General features: G+C 43.0%; 16 protein-coding genes. 7 read left to right on the top strand and 9 right to left on the bottom strand.

Translation table 11 applies throughout. The annotated features are described in order from the left end of the window. The first annotated feature begins 336 nt into the window (after positions 1 to 336). The 5 genes from DWX23_RS23400 (at position 337) to DWX23_RS23380 (ending at position 5,793) form a co-directional block, all read left to right on the top strand. Positions 337 to 1,131, top strand: a complete 795-nt coding sequence (locus DWX23_RS23400) for a TerB family tellurite resistance protein (RefSeq protein ID WP_122376279.1) — start codon at positions 337 to 339, stop codon at positions 1,129 to 1,131. A 59-nt stretch (positions 1,132 to 1,190) separates the two neighbouring features. Beyond that, complete coding sequence (locus tag DWX23_RS23395; RefSeq protein ID WP_122353531.1) at positions 1,191 to 1,802, top strand: SIS domain-containing protein; 612 nt, start codon at positions 1,191 to 1,193, stop codon at positions 1,800 to 1,802. Positions 1,803 to 1,823: 21 nt separating this feature from the next. Further along, a complete protein-coding gene (locus DWX23_RS23390) occupies positions 1,824 to 2,747 on the top strand; it encodes a carbohydrate kinase (RefSeq protein ID WP_122376278.1) in 924 nt (307 codons plus the stop codon). Positions 2,748 to 2,823: 76 nt separating this feature from the next. Next, a complete protein-coding gene (locus tag DWX23_RS23385; protein WP_122353533.1) occupies positions 2,824 to 3,882 on the top strand; it encodes a tyrosine-protein phosphatase in 1,059 nt (352 codons plus the stop codon). A gap of 123 nt (positions 3,883 to 4,005) precedes the next feature. Continuing rightward, on the top strand, positions 4,006 to 5,793 hold the full coding sequence (locus tag DWX23_RS23380) for a DEAD/DEAH box helicase (protein ID WP_122376283.1): 1,788 nt from the start codon (positions 4,006 to 4,008) through the stop codon (positions 5,791 to 5,793). A gap of 61 nt (positions 5,794 to 5,854) precedes the next feature. On the opposite strand, the gene DWX23_RS23375 is transcribed toward DWX23_RS23380, so the two are convergent. Continuing rightward, complete coding sequence (locus DWX23_RS23375; RefSeq protein WP_122376277.1) at positions 5,855 to 7,429, bottom strand: beta-N-acetylhexosaminidase; 1,575 nt, start codon at positions 7,427 to 7,429, stop codon at positions 5,855 to 5,857. Positions 7,430 to 7,535: 106 nt separating this feature from the next. On the opposite strand from DWX23_RS23375, the gene DWX23_RS23370 reads away from it, so the two are divergent. Together DWX23_RS23370 and DWX23_RS23365 are read left to right on the top strand one after the other, a co-directional pair. Further along, positions 7,536 to 9,146, top strand: coding sequence for a dipeptidase (locus DWX23_RS23370; RefSeq protein WP_122353535.1), 1,611 nt, complete (start codon positions 7,536 to 7,538; stop codon positions 9,144 to 9,146). A gap of 34 nt (positions 9,147 to 9,180) precedes the next feature. Then, a complete protein-coding gene (locus DWX23_RS23365; RefSeq protein ID WP_122376276.1) occupies positions 9,181 to 10,350 on the top strand; it encodes an aminopeptidase C in 1,170 nt (389 codons plus the stop codon). A gap of 93 nt (positions 10,351 to 10,443) precedes the next feature. Here DWX23_RS23365 and DWX23_RS23360 read toward each other — a convergent pair whose 3' ends face one another. From DWX23_RS23360 to DWX23_RS23325, 8 genes are all read right to left on the bottom strand, one after another. Then, positions 10,444 to 11,538: an aldose epimerase family protein gene (locus DWX23_RS23360; RefSeq protein WP_122376275.1), complete on the bottom strand. Its 1,095-nt coding sequence runs from the start codon at positions 11,536 to 11,538 to the stop codon at positions 10,444 to 10,446. 15 nt (positions 11,539 to 11,553) lie between these two features. Continuing rightward, complete coding sequence (locus tag DWX23_RS23355) at positions 11,554 to 13,686, bottom strand: TIM-barrel domain-containing protein (RefSeq protein WP_122376282.1); 2,133 nt, start codon at positions 13,684 to 13,686, stop codon at positions 11,554 to 11,556. A 12-nt stretch (positions 13,687 to 13,698) separates the two neighbouring features. Beyond that, positions 13,699 to 15,609: a heparinase II/III family protein gene (locus tag DWX23_RS23350; protein ID WP_122376274.1), complete on the bottom strand. Its 1,911-nt coding sequence runs from the start codon at positions 15,607 to 15,609 to the stop codon at positions 13,699 to 13,701. Between the two features lie 11 nt (positions 15,610 to 15,620). Beyond that, positions 15,621 to 16,823, bottom strand: coding sequence for a glycoside hydrolase family 88 protein (locus DWX23_RS23345; RefSeq protein WP_122376273.1), 1,203 nt, complete (start codon positions 16,821 to 16,823; stop codon positions 15,621 to 15,623). A gap of 25 nt (positions 16,824 to 16,848) precedes the next feature. Continuing rightward, on the bottom strand, positions 16,849 to 18,714 hold the full coding sequence (locus tag DWX23_RS23340; protein WP_122376272.1) for a glycoside hydrolase family 97 protein: 1,866 nt from the start codon (positions 18,712 to 18,714) through the stop codon (positions 16,849 to 16,851). A gap of 40 nt (positions 18,715 to 18,754) precedes the next feature. Continuing rightward, on the bottom strand, positions 18,755 to 19,531 hold the full coding sequence (locus DWX23_RS23335; RefSeq protein WP_122376271.1) for an endonuclease/exonuclease/phosphatase family protein: 777 nt from the start codon (positions 19,529 to 19,531) through the stop codon (positions 18,755 to 18,757). A gap of 78 nt (positions 19,532 to 19,609) precedes the next feature. Next, positions 19,610 to 21,259 carry a hypothetical protein gene (locus DWX23_RS23330; protein WP_122376270.1) on the bottom strand — a complete coding sequence of 550 codons (1,650 nt, stop codon included), beginning with the start codon at positions 21,257 to 21,259 and terminating at the stop codon, positions 19,610 to 19,612. Positions 21,260 to 21,293: 34 nt separating this feature from the next. Continuing rightward, on the bottom strand, positions 21,294 to 23,030 hold the full coding sequence (locus tag DWX23_RS23325; RefSeq protein WP_122376269.1) for a RagB/SusD family nutrient uptake outer membrane protein: 1,737 nt from the start codon (positions 23,028 to 23,030) through the stop codon (positions 21,294 to 21,296). Positions 23,031 to 23,041 lie beyond the last annotated feature (11 nt).

Here is a 23,041-nt window from a genome sequence, read left to right as displayed (position 1 = left end):
TTCGATTCTGACATAAGTTTACCGTGGTGTTTTGTCAACTTATTTCAGGACAGGACAACCGTATCATTTCAGCGGCCGATAATTATCAGCCAATCGGTCGATAATTATGAGCCGATCGGTTGACAATTGTCGGCCAATCGGTTGATGGTTATCAACCATTGATTAGTCGCCGTAGTAATTCTATTTAGTACCTATAGTAAATTAAAAAACATCGGGTAGTATTTTATATTTGTTCGGGAACAACCAAACGGTTTCTTAACCCTCCCTATACACACCATACATCATTCCAATAAAATAATTCATATCTTTGCCGGAAAAGTTTACAAAACAAGTCGTATGGGAATAGGTAAATGGATTGGCGGTATTATCGGATTTATGGCTTTAGGTCCTCTGGGGGCTTTGGCCGGCATCGTATTCGGTTCTTTGTTTGATGAGGGAATCGATCAGGCGGGACAGGCATACGGTGGAAGGGGTTATGAAAATGAACCCTCACCGGAAGACAGATATATGGGTCAGCGGAACAGTTTCCTTTTCTCCATGCTCGTTATGGCATCGTACGTCATCAAAGCTGACGGGCGGATCATGCACAGTGAAATGGAGTTCGTACGCCAGTTTCTCAGAAGAAATTTCGGAGAAACGGCCGTATCCCAAGGAGAAGATATTTTGCTGAAACTTTTTGAACAACAAAAACGTATGGACCATGAAAACCCGATGGCTTTCAAAAACACCATCCGGGAATGCGGGACACAGATTGCATATAGCATGAGCTACGAAGAACGCCTTCAACTCCTGGCTTTTCTAGTCCAGATCGCTCAAAGCGACGGACATGTATGCACAAATGAGATAGAGGCCCTCAAAGAAGTGGCCTTATCCATGGGTTTGTCAGACAAAGAGGTCGAATCGATACTAAACCTGGAAACAAATACACTGGAAGACGCCTATAAGGTTCTTGAAATAACTCCGGAGGCAACCAATGAAGAGGTACGTGCCGCTTACCGCCGACTTGCTTTAAAACACCATCCGGACAAAGTGGCTGCCTTAGGAGAAGATATCTACAGAGCAGCTAACGAGAAATTCCAACGTATCAACGACGCCAAAGCGAAAATTTATAAAACACGGGGGATGAATTGATTTTTTTAATCGTATTTTTGCAAACTGTTAGAGATAATTGTATAAATAATAAAGTAGCTATGTCACACGAAGCAATCGCGAGCATCCTGCAACAGGAAGCTGAAGCAGTCCTGAATATCCCGGTAACCGCCGGCTATGAAGATGCAGTAACTCTTATTGTTAAATATGTCCATGATCTTGGGGGGAAACTGATCACCAGCGGAATGGGGAAAGCCGGCCAGATCGCGATGAATATTGCTACCACATTCAGTTCAACCGGTACGCCAGCCTTCTTCCTGCATCCCAGCGAAGCACAACATGGCGATCTGGGTATCGTACGCGACAACGATATCATGCTTCTGATCTCCAATTCCGGAAAAACCCGCGAATTGCTGGAACTCGTCGACCTGACCCGCGGATTAGTGCCCGATATGAAATTTATCGTTATTACCAGTAACCCGGAAAGCTCACTTGCTAAGGATGCCGACGTATGCCTGCTTACCGGAGCACCGAGCGAAGTTTGTCCGCTGGGCCTTACACCGACCACATCGACAACAGTAATGACCGTTATCGGTGATATCCTGGTCGTAGGTACGATGAAAAGGATCAATTTCAACAATAAAGACTATGCCAAACGGCATCACGGCGGCTATCTCGGATCGAAAAGCCGTGAACAGAGCAAAAACGAATAGACTATAAACAAACCATTCTATATGAGAAAAGTTATTGGCATCGGAGAAACCATTCTCGACATTATCTTTAAGAACGACCAGCCTCATACAGCCGTACCGGGCGGTTCGGTCTTCAACGGATTGGTGTCGCTGGGACGGCTGGACGTTCCGGTTTCTTTCATCAGCGAGGTAGGTAACGACCGCGTAGGCGATATCATCCGTAAATTTATGGAAGAAAATCATATCTCAACGGAACTGGTAGACCGTTTCCCCGATGGGAAAAGTCCTATATCGCTGGCTTTCCTCGACGAAGATAACAATGCCAATTACACCTTTTACAAAGATTACCCCAAACAACGGTTGGAAGTGCCTATGCCGGTCATCAATCAGGATGATATCCTTATATTCGGATCCTATTATTCTTTGAATCCGGCCCTGCGGGAACGAACGATCGAATTTCTGGAATACGCCAAAGAACGGAAAGCGATCATTTACTATGATCCGAATTTCCGGAAAGCACATGCGCACGAAGCGATATACCTCACTCCCACCATCCTCGAGAACCTGGAATATGCAGATATCGTACGCGGGTCGGACGAGGATTTCTTCAATATCTTCGGAAAGACAGATGTTGACCGGGTCTATTCCGATCATATCAAATTCTATTGTGAACGGTTTATCTCCACGCATGGAGCGAACGGCGTCAACCTCTACACAGGCAAATTATCCGAACATTTCGATACGGATGCGATCAATCCGGTCAGCACCATCGGAGCAGGCGACAATTTCAATGCCGGCATCATCTACGGATTACTGAAATATAATATCGGATATCATGATCTTCCTAGCTTAAGCAAAGAAACATGGGAAAAGATTATCCGCTGCGGCATGGATCTCGCGTCTGAAGTATGCCAAAGCTATGATAATTACATTTCTAAAGAATTCGCGGCTTCATACCGCAAGTAGTCTTAAATATCATTAACTCCCGTACGATAAAGATCAGGATTTATTATCTTTGTGATGTATGTATGCTAGAAAAACAATGTTAGTAAAGATTTTTTCTCTGTTTGCTTGTGTCACTCTATTTATGGGTTGTTCCTCCAACAATCCTGAAATACGGGCGATATGCCTGCGCGACGATATAGGGAATTATATACTGAAATGGGAAACGGAACCGCAAATAGAAGGTATACTCAAGATGTATGTCTCCGACAATCCCGAAACATTCAACAGATCTCTCCCTGCAGGATACGCCAACATAAAAGACGGGGTTACTACCTATATCACGAACGACAATATGTCGCGTAAATATTTCCTGCTGTCTTTCAATGATAAATATTTTAAAACGATCGGTGCCCGTTCCGTTGCGATGGACAGCATACAGAACGTACGTGAGATAGGAGGCTATGGGACGAGCCATAACCATAAAACGACCCGTTGGGGGAAGGTTTTCCGTTCCGGACAACTCAGTTCGCTGAGCGAATGGGATTCGATCCGCCTGAACAATTTGCATATCAAAACGGTTATAGACCTGCGCGGGAATGATGAGCTGGCTGCCAGTCCGCTACGTTATTCAAAGGCAAACATAATACATATCCCTATTCCTATCAAGAATATGGACAATGTTACCGCCCGGATACAGGAAGACCGGATGCGTAAAGGTGACGGCCTGCTGTTCATGCAGGATACTTATCTGCAATACGTAACCGATTACAGCGATCAATTTGCCAAAGCGCTCGATGTTTTCCTGGAAGAGGATAATTATCCGATCCTGGTGAACTGTTCGATGGGAAAGGATCGTACAGGCTACCTGACAGCCATGTTACTTTTCGCCCTCGGCATACCGGAAGAGACTGTTGTAAGAGATTACATGGCTTCCAACGAAAATATCAATATCGGACACCTGGCCTATATGGCGCGCGATCTGAGCACGAATGCACAGGAAACGATCACCACGCTGGTCACTGTCAATGAAGGGTTGATCGATCTGGTCCTGAAACGGATCAGGAAAGATTACGGTTCGGTAGACAAATATCTGTCAAAAGGGTTAGGACTGACAGAAAAGAAACGGGACACGTTAAAAGATATTTTGTTATATTAATGTGAATCCGAATTATTTATCTACCTTTGTACCCTCTGAATTTATTATATATACATATATCACATTTTGAAAACATTTGAAGAATTAGGAGTTGCCGCCCCCATATTGAAGGCAATCCAGGAAATGGGTTACGAATCGCCCATGCCGGTACAGGAAGAAGTGATTCCTTTCTTGCTGGGAGAAGACAACGACGTAATTGCATTGGCACAAACAGGAACAGGAAAAACAGCCGCTTTCGGTCTGCCCATCCTGCAGAAGATCGATGTGACAAGATATCAGCCTCAAGCACTCATACTTTGTCCCACCAGGGAACTTTGTCTGCAAATTGCCGACGACCTGAATGATTACTCCAAATACATCGACAACCTGAAGGTACTGCCGGTATATGGAGGTTCAAGCATTGAAAGTCAGATCAAGACACTGAAACGCGGTGTACACGTAGTTGTGGCTACACCGGGCCGTCTGCTCGACCTGATGAACCGTAAGACTGTCGATCTGGGTACGATCAAAAACGTCATTATGGACGAAGCAGACGAAATGCTGAACATGGGATTCACCGACAGTATCAACGCGATTCTGGCTGAAGTCCCGCCTGCACGTAACATGTTACTTTTCTCCGCTACCATGCCGCAGGGCATCGCCAGCATCATGAAGAAGTACATGAAGAACCCGAAAGAAATCGTTATCGGGAACAAGAACGAAGGAAACAAGAATATCAAGGATATTTATTATATGGTTCGTGCACAGGATAAATACTTGGCACTGAAACGTATTGCTGATTATTATCCGAATATCTACGGTATCGTCTTCTGCCGTACCCGTAAGGAAACACAGGAGATTGCCGACAAGCTGATACAAGACGGCTACAACGCAGACTCGCTGCACGGCGAACTGAGCCAGGCACAGCGTGACTACGTGATGCAGAAATTCCGTGTTAAAAATATCCAGCTGTTAGTTGCTACCGACGTAGCTGCCCGCGGACTGGACGTGGACGATCTGACACACGTGATCAACTACGGTTTGCCTGATGAAGTAGAATCGTATACACACCGCCGCGGACGTACGGGACGTGCCGGTAAGACAGGCATTTCTATTTCTATCTGCCACGTAAAGGAAAAAGGAAAAATCCGCCTGATCGAAAATATCATCAAGAAGAAATTTGAGAAAGGTGTAATGCCCAGCGGGCACGATATCTGTGAAAAGCAGCTTTTCAACCTCGTAGACCAGATCGAAAAAGTGAAGGTAGACGAAGAAGAGATTGCCACACTGATGCCGCAGATTTACCGTAAACTGGAATGGCTGGACAAAGAAGATATTATCAAACGTGTTGTTTCTCTGGAATTCAACCGTATGATCGACTACTACAAAGATGCTGACGAAATTCAGGAAGTAGACGAACGCTCAGCCCGCAGCGAACGCACAGAACGCGGAGAACGCCGTAGTCATACGGCAGAAGAAGGATTCTCCCGCTTCTTCCTCAACTTCGGTAAAACTGACGGTCTTTATCCGAACCAGCTGATCGAACTGGTCAACAAATGTGTTCCAGGCAAGGTGAGAATCGGAAAAATCGACCTGCGCGACAGCTTCTCATTCTTCGAAGTAGAGGAAGGCGAATCACAGCGTGTCATGGACAACATGAACGGTTTTGAGATAGACGGCAAACGAATCTCCGTAGAACCGGCCCAGGGTAAAGGCGAAGGCAGCAGAAGCAGTCGCGGCGGTTTCGGCCGTGGCGGAGGCAATTCGCGCGGTGGCGGCAATGGTAGTTCCAGAGGCGGTTATAAAGGTGGCGGAGGCTACAAAGGTAAACGCGAAGGCGGTTTCAGCGGTAGTACGAGCGACAGACGTAACAGTGAAAAACCCTGGAGACGCGATACTTCAGACCGTAATGCACGGAAGAAAAGATATTAACCTTCATACATAAAAGCAAAAGGGCGGAACCGTTATCGATTCCGCCCTTTTTTATTTCAGATCAACCATTCTGTAACACGTCTTCCTTTGCCGGAGCATCCGGTTCCGGGGTAGATGACGGATTGAACGGATTGAAGTAGTAAATACCCAATGTATTCAGATATTCCAGGAAATACGGCAACTTCTTCATGAACAAACTGCATTCCTTTTCTTTGGCAGGTGTCCAGCCGTCTTCCGCCACAGCGACCAAACGCGGGAAAGTCATAAAGTCAAGACGTTTCGGATCTGCTACACGTTCTGTCCATAAAGAGAACTGCAACCCCATTACCTGATCCTCATAATCTTTTGTCAGATGGATAATAGGTTCGGGGAAACGGTAAATATCCTCGATCGTATTATAACCGTTCCACAAACGGCCGACATTGTGTTCTCCGTATTGAACGAAATCCGCATAGAAAGGACGGCGCGGAGTCATTATCACCTGGTAGCCATTCTCCAGAGCCTTTACCAACTGGTGTTTACGGTCATGGCGCCACCACATAACTACTGCTTTACCCGGAGAAACGCCGGCATCGATAATTTCGTCCCAACCGATCATTGTCTTTCCTTTGGAGGCTACGATATCAGCGGCACGATTTACGAAATAATGTTCCAGACCTGTTTCATTCTGTAACTTTTTATCTTTGATGAATTGCTGGATTTCCGGATCGGTAAACCAACTTTGATTTCCATAATGAACCTCATCTCCACCGATATGGATATAAGGAGAAGGGAATAAAGAGACGATTTCATCGAGCACATCACTGATGAACTGGTAAGTTGTTTCCTTACAGGGATGGAATGTGAAACCATCCCATTTGCCTTCTCCGCCACCGGATAATTCAGGATATGAACGGCTGACGGCTGTCGCATGTCCGGGCATATCGAATTCAGGAACCACCATAATATGACGTTCTGCCGCATAGGCAACGATCTCCCTGATCTCTTCCTGCGTATAGAATTTCGCGGGTGCATTCGGGTCATGCCAGTTACCGATAGCACCGACAGAAGTCAGTTTCGGATATTTCTTGATCTCGATACGCCAACCCGGCTCGTCGGTCAGGTGCCAGTGGAAGACATTCATACGGAGGGAAGCCATGATATCCAGATACTGTTTAACCTTTTCCTTTCCGAAGAAATGACGGCTTTCATCCAGCATAAAGCCTCTCCAGCCATAACGCGGCTGATCGACGATCTTGCAGGATCTCACCGTTCCTTTGCCGAAACGGGCCAGTTGTTTCAATGCTTCTTTTGCATAAAACAAACCGGATTCGGAAGAGGCTTCCAATAAAACAGATTCGGGGGTGACAGTCAGTGTATAAGCCTCGTCTGCCATACGTAGTTTTTCGTCCAGAACCAACCGGATGGTTCCCTGCGAAGGAGTGCCCGACAGTTCGGATCCTTTTAGTTCGGACGATAGTTTTTTAGCCAGTTGATCGGCATATCCGCCATTTCCGGTGATCTGGGATGCCGTACCGATCGTAAAAGAACCTTTCCCACCCGACACCTTGGCTGGAGTGGGAAACAAAGTGAGTTGAGCCAATGCCGGCAAGGTCAGAAATACCAGCAATACAGCAATAGAAAATAGTTTTCTCATGGGACTATAATTGTTATGTTATCGTACACACTTTAGATTTGGGCAAATATATAGATTTATTCCGATACAGTTTGTATCTTTAACCACTAAATCAAATGACAAACACATGAACAGATTGTTTATCCTTACTCTTACACTTATCTGCCACTGTTTCATTACGACTGCGCAGGAGATAGAATACGCTCGACCTGTCAACACACCGGAGAGCTGCACTAGTATTATGGTCGGTAAAAAGGCCTCGACAGACGGCTCGGTAATGACCAGCCACACATGCGACGGTAACTACCGCACCTGGATGGATATCGTTCCGGCTGCCACCTACGACCGCGACACGACAGTTGCCATCTACAACGGACGGATGCACACCGAATATCCGAACGACCAGACGAATGTGGAACTGAAAGGAACTATTCCCCAGGCACGTTCCACGTATCAGTTCCTGAACACCTCCTACCCTTGCCTGAACGAAAAACAACTGGGGATCGGGGAAACTACGATCTCCGGACGGAAAGAACTGGAGAACAAGAACGGCATGTTCATGATCGAAGAACTGGAAAAGATCGCCCTGCAACGTTGCTCGACCGCCCGTGATGCTATCCGCCTGATCGGAAAACTGGTAAAAGAATTCGGTTACGGTGATTCCGGCGAATGTCTGACTATCGCTGATCCGAATGAGGTATGGATATTCGAAATATTCGGAGAAGGTCCGGATAAGATTGGTGGTGTATGGGCGGCAGTACGTATTCCGGATGACCATGTCAGTGTTTCGGCAAATATCTCCCGCATCTCTACACTCGATTTGAAGGATAAAGATAATTATATGGCCTCGGATAATGTGTTTGATGTAGCTAAGAAGATGAAGTTATGGGATGGAAAAGAGCCGTTCCGCTTCTGGAAGGCTTACAGCGGCGGAAATTATTTCGGCGAACTGAAATCTTTCAGCCTGCGCGAGTTTTTTATCCTGAACAGTCTTGCTCCTTCCCTGAAACTGGCTTACGATTCAGAAGAACTTCCGTTGAGCGTCAAACCGGATAAACAGGTTGCTGCTACCGATGTAATGGCGCTTTTACGTGCAACTTACGAAGGTACGGACTGGGATACGACAAAGAATCTGAAAATCCTCGCCAAGAAGAAGGACAGTGCTGAAAAAGATTCCGTGACGAGTCCGGCAGCTAATCCCTGGATGACGACGGATATGATCAATATGCTGAATGCTGTCAAAGGCGGCACAGTGGACCGCAACCGCCTGGTAGCCGTTCCTCAATGTTCTTATTCGCATGTGATCCAGTTACGCAACTGGTTACCCGATGCAGTCGGCGGTGTTGCCTGGTTATCTTTCGATAATCCGGGACAAAGCCCGCGTATCCCTATTTTCTCCGGTTCCACCGCACTCCCGCCCAGCTTCGGTATCTGCGGGCAGCACCGTCACCGGAAAGATGCAGCCATCTGGTCGTTCCGCGAAGCAAACAAATTAGCTACCGTACGTTGGGGACTGACCAAAGAGAAAATACAAACTGCCATCACTCATTTTGAAGAGAAAGGACAGCGGGAACTGCCTTTTGTCGAAAGCCAGTATAAAGAGATACAGCAGGCGAAAGGTAACGAAGCAGCTAACGCCTTTCTGACAGGATACACCTCAGATTTCGCCGGGGCAACCATGCAGCGCTGGCAAGAAATGGCAGACGAATTCTGGAAAATGTTCGCAAGAGGGTTTTAAGAACTGAATTATTATAACATAAACAACATATCATATGAAAGCATTATTTATCTCCTGTGCCTTGCTGCTTTCCGCATTCAGCACGTTTGCACAAGGTTATCAGTTTACCGAAGTGGTAACCGTTCCGGCTACCCCGGTAAAAAACCAGGCTGCCACCGGTACTTGCTGGTGTTTTGCAACCACCTCTTTTATGGAATCCGAACTATTACGCATGGGAAAAGGCGAATACGACCTTTCCGAAATGTTTATCGTGCGTCAGAAATATATGAACCAGTTACAAGATAACTATCTGCGCCGCGGAGAGGGTAATATCGGGCAAGGCAGCCTGTCCCATACCTTCAAGAATGCATACCGCCAGGTAGGAATCGTTCCCGAAGAGGTTTACAAAGGGATCAACTACGACTCCGAACGTCATAACCACAGTGAAATGGTTCAGTACATGGAGGCTATTGCTAATGTTGCAGTCAAGAATAAGAAACGCAGCCCGGAATACGACAAACTGATCCGGAACCTGTTCGACACCTATCTGGGAGAACTGCCAGCCAAATTCACTTACAAAGGGAAAGAATATACTCCCAAATCGTTCGCCGAATCTCTGGGATTAAATATGGATGACTACATCGAACTAACCAGTTTCACACATCATCCGTATTACGTAAAATTCGATGTGGAAGTACCTGACAACTGGGAACATCAACTCATGTACAACCTGCCTCTCGACGAAATGATCGAGACAGTCGATTATGCTTTAAACAACGGTTTCACCGTATGTTGGGACGGTGATGTCAGTGAAAAAGGCTTCTCTTTCAAAAATGGCGTAGCCATCAACCCGGAAGTGAAGAAGGTAGAAGACTTCTCTAATACCGACCGTGCCCGTTTCGAGAAGATGGATGAAAAGGAACGTCTGGAAGAAGTGTATAAATTCGAACAGCCATATCCGGAAGTCAAAGTAACTCCCGAAGTCCGTCAGCAGGGTTTCGAAGCATTCGTTACAACTGATGACCATCTGATGCACCTGACCGGTATTACCAAAGACCAGAACGGAACCAAATATTACATCACAAAGAATTCCTGGGGTACAGACCGTAATAAGTTCGGCGGCTATCTGAATATGTCTGAAAGCTTCGTCCGTGCCAAAACCATTTATATCATGTTGCACAAGGACGCAATCCCGAAAGCGATCAAAGCAAAATTAAGTTTATAAGGAGATACATTCATAGGGTTTATATTCCTTATCTATCAAAAAAGACAGGTGGACGCATTTATCAGATATGCATTCACCTGTCTTTTTAAAGGATTACATCGTTTTAAACCTATATTCTGTTATATGGCTATATTTATTTGAACTATCTATCAAAACAGAAGGAAAAGCGGGTTGATTCGGAGCATCCGGATACCCTTGTGTTTCGATAGCAATCCCAGCACTTGCATAATAGGGGGTTCCATCTTTCCCTATATCCGTTCCATCCATAAAATAGCCGTTATACACCTGTACCGAGGGTTGATCAGTGTATATTTCAAGAATTCGACCGGAGGTTTCATCAGACAAACCGGCGGCGAAGTTCAATTCCTCCCCTTCCTTCCTATCCAAAGCATATGCCAGAGAGAAACCTTTCCCCTTTTGTATCTGCGAATGTTCCTCTGCCAAAGACGAGGCAATGGTTCGAGGCGAACGGAAATCGAGCAGAGTGCCGTCTACAGGCAGCAAGCTTCCCGTAGGAATCAATTCCCCGTCACAAGCGATGATAGCAGATGCATTCAGGGTTAAATTATGGGATAAGACATTCTTCTTCACTGCAGGACCGGAGGATGATTGCAGATTGAAGAAAGTATGATTTGTCAGGTTAACAGGAGTCAGACGGTCGGTCGTTGCTTCGCATTCCATACGCAAACAGTTATTATTTTGCAATAGGTAAGTAACCTTTACTTGCAGGTTACCCGGATAACCCTCTTCCCCGCTTTGTGAATAAATGGAGAACTCGACAGCTTCCTCGCCGGCAGGAGTAAGAAATGAACGGGATTTCCAGAAACGATTGTGAAAAGCATCGATTCCACCGTGCAAATGATTACGGACAGGCTTGCCATAGGCATCGTTGGAAGCCAACAAATACTCCTGATCCCCCAACCGGAAACAAGCATTGCTGATTCTTCCGCAAACACGGCCGACAATCGCTCCATGATACTGTTCACCTGCCATCCGGTAACCATCGAGGGTATCGAAACCAAGTACAATATCCCCCATGCAACCGTTACGGTCAGGTGCCCACATACTTACCCAACGGGCACCGTAATTCGTGAACTGGGCAACCAGTCCGTTTTGATTTTGCAAAGTAATCAAACCTGGTAAGGATTGCCCTGCTTCCTTAAATGCCGATGGCAACAATATTTCCATCTATTTTCCTCTTTTTTATTCAATAAATACCCAATCTTTAATATGATATCTTTTTCCTTTATAATTCCCGGAACGCTTCACTCTACCTTTACCTTTCTCTATCCACAATGAAAGAAGATTATATTCACCTTTCCTGTAATTATAACTTACACCATCATCTTCAAACAAAGTTACATTTTTTTTTGTATTCCCATAGACATGACAAACAATATTAAAAACAGTAGATTCAGTAATATATTGAACAGGATCAGCCAGCGGCAGAATAGTACCATCCTTTACAAATAAGGGCATTTCATCGAATCCCACAGTAATTTCATATTCACGCCCACCTTCATATTTTTTATTGGTATTATAATTATACCAGTTACCTTCCGGCAAATATACAATTCGTTTATCCGAATTATCAAACAGGGGGGTTACCAATAAATTAGCTCCCATCATATATTGATCGGAAATAGTCTGCGCCTTCTTATCTGACGGATAATCCATAACCAAAGGACGGAATGGAGGAATTCCCTTCTCATAATAAGTAGAAAAAGCATCATACAGATAAGGGATCAACTGCATACGGATATTAATCAACTGGCGTGTATAGTCCTCCATCTTTTCCTGATCTGCAAGAAATTCATTCCGGTTATTTTTATCTTTATCATACTGGAGCCAGGGGGGATTTTGCAGGAACCAGCTGTTCACCACTGCCTGAGGAGATAAAAGTACGGTTTGGAGCCGATGAAAAAATTCATATTCGGAACCTGATTGCCGTACTTCTGGCGACCATAAGAGACCTCCGAATGCAGAATTACATAACATCTGAACATAATCCCTATGACCATATATATCACTATATAGTGTTGCCGGTATAGAAGAAACAAACAATCCCGATGCACGATAATCCTGATATGTGCGTTTATTCTCTTTCTTATACATTTCATTCAGCGTATTCAGATATAATGCCCCAAAAAGCTGGTGCATCTGTTCCCCATCAATACCGGAAGGGAAAATCGTCATCTCCGGAAATCCCCAATTAGCATCACCGGTCGAAATATTCGAGTTATCACATTCATCCAGTTTAAAACCTGCTATACCTTCATCCATTAATTTCTTATGATACCCTGAATATATATCCCTTGCTTCCTGTAAGGTAAAGTCAGGAACCAATCCTTTCCAAACCAAATAATCACCAGCATATTTCTGCATCGGTTCATAAATTGGAGAAGAAGGATGTACATAAGCATGTTCCCACAGATTTACTTTGAAATTCTTCTCTTTCAAGGCAGACAGCATACTCAGATGATCAGGAAAACGCTCTTTATTCCATACATACGAACAGGAATAAGCAGCCGTATGCCAACCGGGTTCAAGTCCGATCACATCACAGGGAATTTGTTCTTTGCGGAAATAATCGACAGTTCTGAGTACTCCCTCTTGAGTAAAATCGGTCTTAGTACGGTATTTGAATCCCAGCCCCCAAAGAGGAGGCAAGCATCCTCCACCCGAAAATAAATTATAACGCTGAACAACACTCAGCATATCCCTGCCACTGATAACATATATTTCTATACCCTCGGCTCCCGGAATATCAATATAGACATTATTACCCGTACGTTCATTTTTATAGAGTTCATCAGTAGAAGTCGATACAGCCCCATCAGCAACAGTATTAATTTCCTGATAATCTTTCTTCTTATGCGTTCCACAATAAAAAGTAGTATAACGAGAAGTATTGATCAAAATACCATATCCAAGAGTGGAAATATAGAATGTTTGGGGAGCATGCGTATAGCCTAATGTATTCAACGGATGATCATTCACGATCGGTTTTTTTTTCAACCCTCTCTGCTGAAAAGAACCGATCTGAAGACCGAAGCCGTAAAGTTGTTCCCCATCCTGCAGTGGAACACGAATCTGACATCCTCGTGAAGAAATTGTCATTCTGATCTCTTCCAAAGAAAAAGGGACAGCACCTTCCGGTAAAGATTTAATAGCTTCATACCTAGGCTTCTCCGGACAAAAAGCATAAGGAGTGAACCTATCGGGTTTACCAATCGATAATTTCACAATACCATCAGCTACCACTTCTTTTATTTCTCCGGCAAAAACAGGGGGTAACCACCAATATAAGAATAATAACACATATAAATATTTCATATTCATCATTTATTAATTACTAAACTTCCATCTTGTCTTTATATCCAATATTTTATCCTTTACACGGATAATCAACGGATAAACATTACCTCCTTCTTGTATACCCGTCGGAGGAATACCTGGAGCAACGCCGGAGATCAATTCATAATTCTCCTGCGAATTTACCTGAATTACGATTTGTGTACCTCCTGATAAAGTAAATGTCACAGGACCGGACATTGTCTTTCGCACCACCTCTGAAATACGATCATATTTCTTCAGTATATTTGCATCTTTTATTCCACCAAATTCAACGGGTTCAGTCAGGATCAGTACATAATCATATAAATGCTCTTTCTCTGATCGGCAAACGAACTGATCTGACAATTTATCCTCTGCTAAATGAATGACTCGTTGCATGCCAACCTTTTTATAAGCATCGTTAGCCTCTGCCACAATTGTTCCACCATCTTCTGCCGGGTCAAAACGAAGTAGATTACCACTGCTCTTTAGTTGGTCGGCTTCATCTACAGTTACTGTGTTATGAGAAAAAGTCTTCTGATACCATAAGCGGCAATCCGGAACACCATAAGCAGTAGTCCCCAGATCAGGTAACAGTTCCTTATGACCGTCATGTATGCTTATGGACAGTTTATCAGGATGTCCATGAATACCTCCCGACGGGCCAAACTTAATTGCGACTGTCTGCTTCCCGGAACGTAACATACCCACCCCCAGATCAGGAAACAAAGAACTTTTTAGCTGCAATGGTTCAGGATCTTCACTCAACTCCATACCATTAATAAGTGCCTCTGCCGAAGTCCGTTTCACATGCTTGTAGCATAATTCCAATAAGTTTACAAAGACAGGATTCTGGCAACGTAACGCCATGATCTCATAAAGTCCGCACTGGGATATCAAAGTTGTCCCATACCAACCATCGTTTTGTGAAGGAAAAGTCAGATCAGGATATAACATATTGACCGGTGACGAGAACATATTGATCAATTTCCGGTCATACAGGTTTATATTCCGGCAACGCAATGCTTCAGCCGACAATAAAAGCCCTCTTAACGGATAAAAATGATAAACAACAGAACCTTCATTCCACCAGCCATCGTTATATACATTCTTTTCCAGCATATCATAATAACCTAACTCCGGTTTATGCAATGCAACATCAATAATACTATCATTCTTCAGGGCAACTCCCAAAGCGATAATACCTCCATTATGCCATACTTGCCAGTTTCCTTTATCATGACTTTTCATTAGTAGATCTGCACAAGGACGAAGGAAGCCGGATGCAATCTTTTTCCGTTCCGAAACCTTCATTTCAGAGGCGGCAACCAGATACGCCCGAGCTGCGTCAATAGCCCATACTGCCTCATCCAGACTTTGTCCGAACAACTTTCCATCATATCCTGGATTAGACCGACGTTCCCTGTCGTGTTCCTTATATTCCGGATATTTCCCTGCAAGATCCAACAGAAGTTCTTTAATGTTTCGAGCATATTCCTTTTGGTCCGTTGCAATAAAAAGGTACATATTGGCCATCAGATACTTCAAATTCTCTGCATGCACAAAGTTTACCCATGCCCAGTCATACTTATCTACTCCTTTCCATTCTTTATTACACATTCGGCAGTAATGGCCTTTTGGACTGTTCCAATTAAAAACAAACCGGGTATTATGGACCGGACAATAATAATCATGCCCGTGTCCTCCTTCTAATTCAGGAATCTCCATCGGATGTCTTTTCCGTTCCGTAACAATCTGCCGAAAATTATCCAAAATTTCTTTTCCCCAAGAGGTACGCGCTGACTGTTTTATATTTTTAATATCATCCTGTGAATAAAAATAATAACCGACATCCTGTTGTGCACTGATACATCCGCATAACAAAATACCGATCATCATATGAAATATCCGTCTCTCTTTCATCCAGTCTCTTGTTAAATTGCTCCTGTTTTGTTTATCTTATCTAATCTAATCAATGCTTCTATATAATAATAATCAGCATAAATGATAGAAGCATCGATCTCCGAATTGTTTGGTTTATGACCGGTCGAATGGAGTAAAAAGGCCTGATTATGCTCACGGCTCTGATAAGCCGGAGAAGATAACGAGACAAGTATTTTTACAGCTGCAGACTTATATTTCTCAGCATCCACCTCATCCTGCATATACAAACTCATCTCCAACAAACCCGAAGCGACAACAGCCGCCGCAGAAGCATCCCGAGGTTCCTCCGGTAATCCTGGAGCATCAAAATCCCAATAAGGGATCATATCTTCCGGTAAACGACTTAAATACAGGTCAGCAGCTTTTCGGGCCGTTTCCAGGAAAGCCGGATTACGGGTTTCCCGATAACACATCGTAAAACCATAAATAGCCCATCCTTGCCCTCTTGCCCACATGGAACTATCAGCATATCCCTGATGCGTAACTTGCTTGATCCGGTTTCCCGTAATCGTATCATACACAACCACATGACAAGTACTGAAATCATTCCTAAACTGGTTTTCCATCGTAACTTCCGCATGACGGTTTGCTATTTTATACAACTGCTCACCTCCTCCGTTTTTAGCAGCCCAAAATAAAAGTTCCAGATTCAACATATTATCAATGATCGTGTTATGAGGCCAGCCCATTTTTTCTCTCATCCCGGGCCAAGAGTGTATTGTTCCTACACGCAGATCATACAAAGTTGCCAGAGAATCGGCTGCACGCAGTAATACTTTCTTATACTCCTCATTACCGGTCAGTCGATAGCCATTGCCCAAACTACAATACATCATAAACCCCAGATCGTGATTATCCGTTTTCCTGTCTACCACAGGATATAAAGCGGCTGTAAAACGTTCTGCCTCCTTTTTTATATTTTCATCATGGTCGTATTCATACAAATACCATAATATACCTGGCCAGAATCCACTTGTCCAGTCATAAATGGAAGTACAGTTCCAATTGCCGGAAGACTCATCCGATAAAATATTACGGGGCATTTTAAATGACTCTTTCAACAGAGGTAAACTACGATTAACCTGTTGTTCGCAATATTTCAATGAGGCACCGGTATCCAACGTAACCTTATCCCCGGAACAAGAAACTCCCGATAGGATAAAAAGTAGCAAAAGACTATATAGTTTATACATACTGACAGATATTAATATAGGATCCTTAATTCATCTCCCGAATAATCATAGCACAACCTCCCCGGGGAAGCATATCCAACTTCAAGACTGTTTTACTCGTCACCTTTTTCGTTTGAATGGCTACATGAGTCCGGGTTTTCACTTTCTCGCCACCATCGGTGTAAAGGGTCAGTTCATACTTCTTTCCGCCCTCCAGAAAATCGAGCGGTAATTCCATTTTACGGGCATCATTATTCGTGATACAGCCTAAAAACCAACGATTATCTTTTTTTCTGGCTATCGAAACATATTCGCCGATGCTACCGTTAAGCACTTTCGTATCGTCCCATACAGTAGGTAATTCATCAAAGAAAGCCAGTTCCGGCTCATCCTGTACATCTTCCGGAGTATCATACCAATATAAAAATTGTAAAGGACTGTAATTAATTACGGATAACGCCATCTGGTGACAAGATGTATTCAATAAAGAGCGCGTATTCATCCGCTTGGCCAGATCGGCCTTGATCTCTTTTCTGTGAAAATAACAAATCGTACAATCTGCCGCACCAGCCAGAAAACGCGTGAACGGCAAAGTTGTATTATTAACGCCATCAGGGAATTCTTCGTTGCCTCTTACGCCTTCCTGGGTTAACAGATTCGGATAAGTACGGCTGAACCCTGTCGGACGATACTCGTCATGTATATCTACCATCAAATTATATTTAGCGCATTTCTTTACCGCATCATGTAGCCAGGTAGTCCAACGAAAAGTGCCTACATGAACAAAACCGAATTTAATCCCTGCAATGCCCCATGACTGATATAAAGGTAGTATTTCATCCAGATAATCCGTCAAGGCGCGCTGATTGACATACAACCACACACCTACACCTTTGCTTTTAGCATATTGTACTACTTCCGGTATATTCAGATCATTCACGCTACAACGTTGAGGATCCACATCCGATTTCCTCGGATCAGAATTCTTGGACGTTTCAGATCCATACCAGCCGGCATCAAAGTGGACATAGTTGATTTTTCTTTTTACAGCAAAATCAATAACTTTCTTAGCTCCCTCTGTTGTAAGTGAAACGGTACGAACAATCCTTCCCGGCCTTATCCAATCTGTATTCTCTATCTGACAGGGTTTATTAAGATTCAGAATCAAATCGTTATTGGCAAGCAGATCCTTTGGTTGTTCTGCTATCATAACCACACGCCAAGGAGTGGCAAAAGGTGCAATTTCTTCTACAGCATCATACATTTTGCAACGAATAATGTTCTCTTCACCTTTATTGACGATAAACTTTGTCCGGCTGTAATCCACCATCTCTGCTTCAGCCAAGCTAGCATACAAGCCATTCTCCAACTGGAGAGTCAACGGACGTTCAGCTTCTCCCGGCCAGTCTTTGATCGGCAATTTCTTATGTTCCGCCTGTGCGAAAGGAGCAAACCAACCATAGGTATTCTGCGGAACACAGAATGTCGTCTTTTCCGAGGTTATACGTAAATACGAACTCCCAGCATATTTATACCGGAATCCGATACCTTCATCGTAAGCGCGGACTATGACATGCAAGCGGTCGCCACGTCCTCCTGTCTTTATTACATAAACCTGCTGGTTATAATGATCTCTCACTTCCGCCCTTTCACCATAAACCGGTTTCCAAACTGTATCGAAAGAAGTTCGTTGTACATCTTCAATCTCCAAATTTCGGTCCCACCCGCTTATACCCAGAAAAGAATTGAGAATGACCGGTTTATCTTTATAAGATATTGCATAAACCAATTCACCGTCAGAGTCTGTCTGAAGAGAGAATTTTATATTCCCGTTAGGAGACATAAGGACTTCTGGCTGTGCATATGTCCAGGTCGCTATAGATAATAAGACGAGAAGTAATTTCGTTTTCATGATATTTAGAGTTACAATTTATATTCATTATTATATATAATCATTCCCCGGAAATCAGACTGATTTCAGAGATTATAGGTAAATGATCCGATAGTTGCGTCCTGACAACTTTGCTAGACTCAAGCTTCCAGGAAGTCTGAGGATAAGCAAATAAATAGTCTATTTTTCTTTTAGGAGATTTTGCAGGAGAGGTAAGCTCACCTCCTGAGACTTTCAACCAATCTTCAAAGAAAGTCACTATTTCCGGAGAATCCGGAACCGTATTAAAATCTCCGCCAATAATAACGGGATAATGAGATGCTTCTAGATTTTTTGTAATTATATCAAGCTGATCCTTTCGTGCATTCGAAGAGGTATAATCCAGGTGAGTAGAAGCAAATACGATCGTATCTTTATCCGTGAGTTCGATCTCGGCCATCAACAAGGCTCTCCACTCTTTCACACCTTCAGCCTTCGGTAATATTATTTTTTTCACATTGACATAAGGTTTTCCGGTCAGAATCCCAATCCCATACAATCCGTTTGCATATGAGATGGTTTTACCATACAAGGAAAACATTCCTGTACGATATCCTAATTCCGTAATAAAATCTTTATGATGTTGATGAGGGGTTCTGTCACGCTCCGTCATCCAGTCCAGTTCCTGCAAAGCTACCAGGTCCGGTTTTTCTGTATTGATGAAATTAGCTATTTCTTCCAAAGAAGCTAATTCTCCGAAGCGAAGATTATAAGTCATAACCTTTATCTTCAAAGGTTCCTCTGCTAAAATTGCTACATTAATTCCTAACAAACAAATTATTAAAACAAGGTATTTCATCGTCAATCATTTTTTACTAATGTAAAAGCTTCCATCCCCAAAGGGATGGAAAGACTTTCACAACAACACTTCCCCTATTTATAACGGATACGGTGCATAAGGCGTTATAGAACCTTCATTATTTTTGATTCTCTGGTCTTCGACAGGATACTTCACATCAAAAATCATAGTCCAATGTCCGTTAGATTTCTTTGTTACACTCTTAACCCAGAAAATTGCGAATGATTCATTTTTAACAACAGCAGGAGAAACTGTCGGATGCGTATGATTTCCCCATCCCAGAATAAATCCGCCATCCTTCTTACTCGTATCATTGAACGTATCACCAACTCTACGGCTTGCAGTCCGGATATTGTAATTCTCGCCATCCGGATTAGCTCCCATAATACGGTATTCCAATAATTCTACCAGTTCGTTATCGGTTACGACATTATCAAATTCCTCTTTATATAACTTACCTCTCCTTGAAGATAAATATGAATATGTCAGAGTGGCAAACCCTTTCAAATAAGGTAAAGAAGCATTATAATAAGCATCACCGGCTCCATAAGCATGTGGAGACAATGGCTGAACGCCGCTTCCCTTATTCGCCAAATAGAAATCAATACGATCTTGTTTCTGAATAGCTACATTTGTTCCGAATACAGGAGAACCTTCATACAAAGCCAAGAAGCACTTGCCGTCTGCCGGATCTGTTGACATCTCTACATCTTTCAAATAAACTATTCTTGTTCTCAACGCCGGAACCTTATATTCCATCGAAACGCTGACATTACTTTTATTAACGGCTGTAACAACGACAGATTCCAGACCGGCCTCTCCCTTCACATTCAATGAAAATTTAGACTCATTACCCAGGTTATCACTCAAATCAGCTTCCTGAACATTACCTAAAACTCCATTCTTTTTTATTATATACTTAACAGATACTATATCGGAACCGGAAGATACTCTTCCACTGACCGTATTATTTTCATCTTTTATAATCCGACCCAGTTCTGTCGCTCCATTCTCTAAAAGAACCTCAACAAAGTCTTTATCTACAATATTCAATACTTTATAGGTCTCCGAAGCAATTCCCCCGTATACATTCGCTGCTTTCACTAAAACGGAACTCAGATTAGCTTCAACCGGTATGGATACTTCGAACTCAGCCTCTTGTTTATTAGTCAATGTTATCGGTATAGAATCCTTTTCCGAACCATTTACTATCGTAACAGCCCATAATGAAGTCAATTCATATTCGCTCTTCACATTCCCCCGAATCACAAACGGAATTCCTATACATGCCGTATTCTTCTCACTCACTCCATCTTTAAATGAGAGAGAAGGGATATCTTTGACACTTTCTATGTCGATCGTTCGCGTATTGACTTTCCCTTCATTATCATATACGGCAAAAACGACATTACATAATCCTTTGGAAACCGGTATTACGATCGTTGTATCCAAAGTATTACCCGAAACAGGTATATCGACGGCACTGCCAATGCTAATATCACCGTCTTCATCCTGAATAGCCAATTTATAAAATGCATTTTTAAGTCCTGCTTCACACGTAATTTTAATTGGAATTTCCAGCTTATCACTAGTATTCAATGATTCATAATAATCAGGAGTTCCATTCAAATCTATTTTATACCCTACCACTTCGTCTTCGCTACAGGCAAAAAACAGACAGGATAATAACAAGGCAGTAAACCAAACTGATATCTTAATATTTTTCATAATTCACTTTACATTTGTTAGTTAACAACCATAATCAGAATCCCGGATTATTTGGGAATTCAGCCTGAGAATTTGCATCTATTACAGATTGTGGTATCGGACAGAGATTATTTTTCTCCATAACTGTCTTTCGGGATGCTTCATAACCGAACTTCTTTGTACGGTCATACAACAACCCCAGACGACAAAGCGTCAACGTTCGGAATTCTTCGCTATAAAGCTCACGAGCTCTTTCATCCAATATATAATCAATATCCACCTGTCCTGCACCAATCGGTTTTGCATTCGAACGTGCTCTTACCGTATTAATATCATTGGCTGCTTTATCATTATTCCCATTTTTCATATAGGCCTCCGCCCTAAGCAGATATGTCTCAGCCAAACGTATCGCATAGAATTCCATTACAAATCCGTTTGCCGGCTCAGCTGCATAATGCCAGTCAGATCCGCATTTCATCACACGCGGATAGAAGCGCTCCATCGTATCCTGTCTGGAAGTCAACCATTCTCTTTTAATTTCGTCTCCCGGACGTAACCTTGTCGTATATTGAGTCCCGTCAACAAGTGTCACTTCAGTCACATAAGTCGTATCGTAATTTTCAACTTCTACACCACCGACGATCGGTTTAGGAGCCTTATAAATTCTATTTATGTTTGTCTCCGAATTTCTTTGATCTTCCGCTCCGGACTTACCCCACAAATCATAACTAAAATAATTTGTCGGACGCAACCATGCAATGCCACGCCCCGTCCAGTCACGCGCCACACCATCATAACCAAATTTTGTGGATCCCCAAAAAGATGGCCAAAATACACGTTCCTGATCTGTACGAGTCGACAAACCGTCATTCAATCCACCTGTTAGAAACTTATCCACTTGAATAACCCATACAGCTTCTTTATTACCCGTCTGATAGCTGAAGTTCGAATAGTTATCAGTACTTTTCATCTGAAACAAATCCCAGAAAGCATCTTTACCTTCCACATCTTTTCTCCATCCGAAACGCTCTGTCATTAGGTGATATTCTCCTACTTTTTGATCTAAAACCATCGATGCTGCATCGACTGCTTTCTGGTACATACTTTTGTCGCCAGATTCATCACCTAAAGCAATACACATTTCTGTCAGATAATGATAAGCTGCTGCTTTAACTACACGTCCCGGGTCAGTTACCGATGTCGGCAAATGTTGCGCTGCAAATTCAAAATCTTCAACACACTGACGATAAACATCCACACGCGGAGTTCTAGTGTATGACAAGGATGGCTCTTCTACCGGTTCCGTAATTAGAGGTACATCACCAAACATACAAGCTAAATAACGGTAACAATATCCTCTAAAGAAACGTGCTTCAGCCTGAATCGACAACTTTTCTTCTTCATTACTCCAACGGACATTCGGATTTTCCGTCTGTTTCAACAACTGATTCACATTATAGAGCATACCATAATGACGTCCGTAGACAATACGAAAAATATCTGTTGTCGAATTGACATAGCTCCAGTCCGTAAACGGTTCTATATCACTATTCGGACGAAACATTACATCTGTACCCGAACCAAAATGAAAGAAATAAACCGGATTATCCTGAAAATTATAATTCTGACGAACCACGCGATAAAACTCATTTAGACCTGTTCTAAACTGAGCAGCATTCAGGTATGAATTATCGACAGTCAAAAAGTCATCAGCGTTTTCTCTTAAAAAATCACCATCATTACAGGCGAATAACGTACATAATGAGAGGGCTAAATATGCTATTTTTTTCATATACTAATCTC

Origin of the sequence: Parabacteroides sp. AF18-52 (assembly GCF_003479145.1) — a bacterium.
Lineage (GTDB): Bacteria > Bacteroidota > Bacteroidia > Bacteroidales > Tannerellaceae > Parabacteroides > Parabacteroides faecis.
This window is presented reverse-complemented; position numbering and strand designations above follow the sequence as displayed.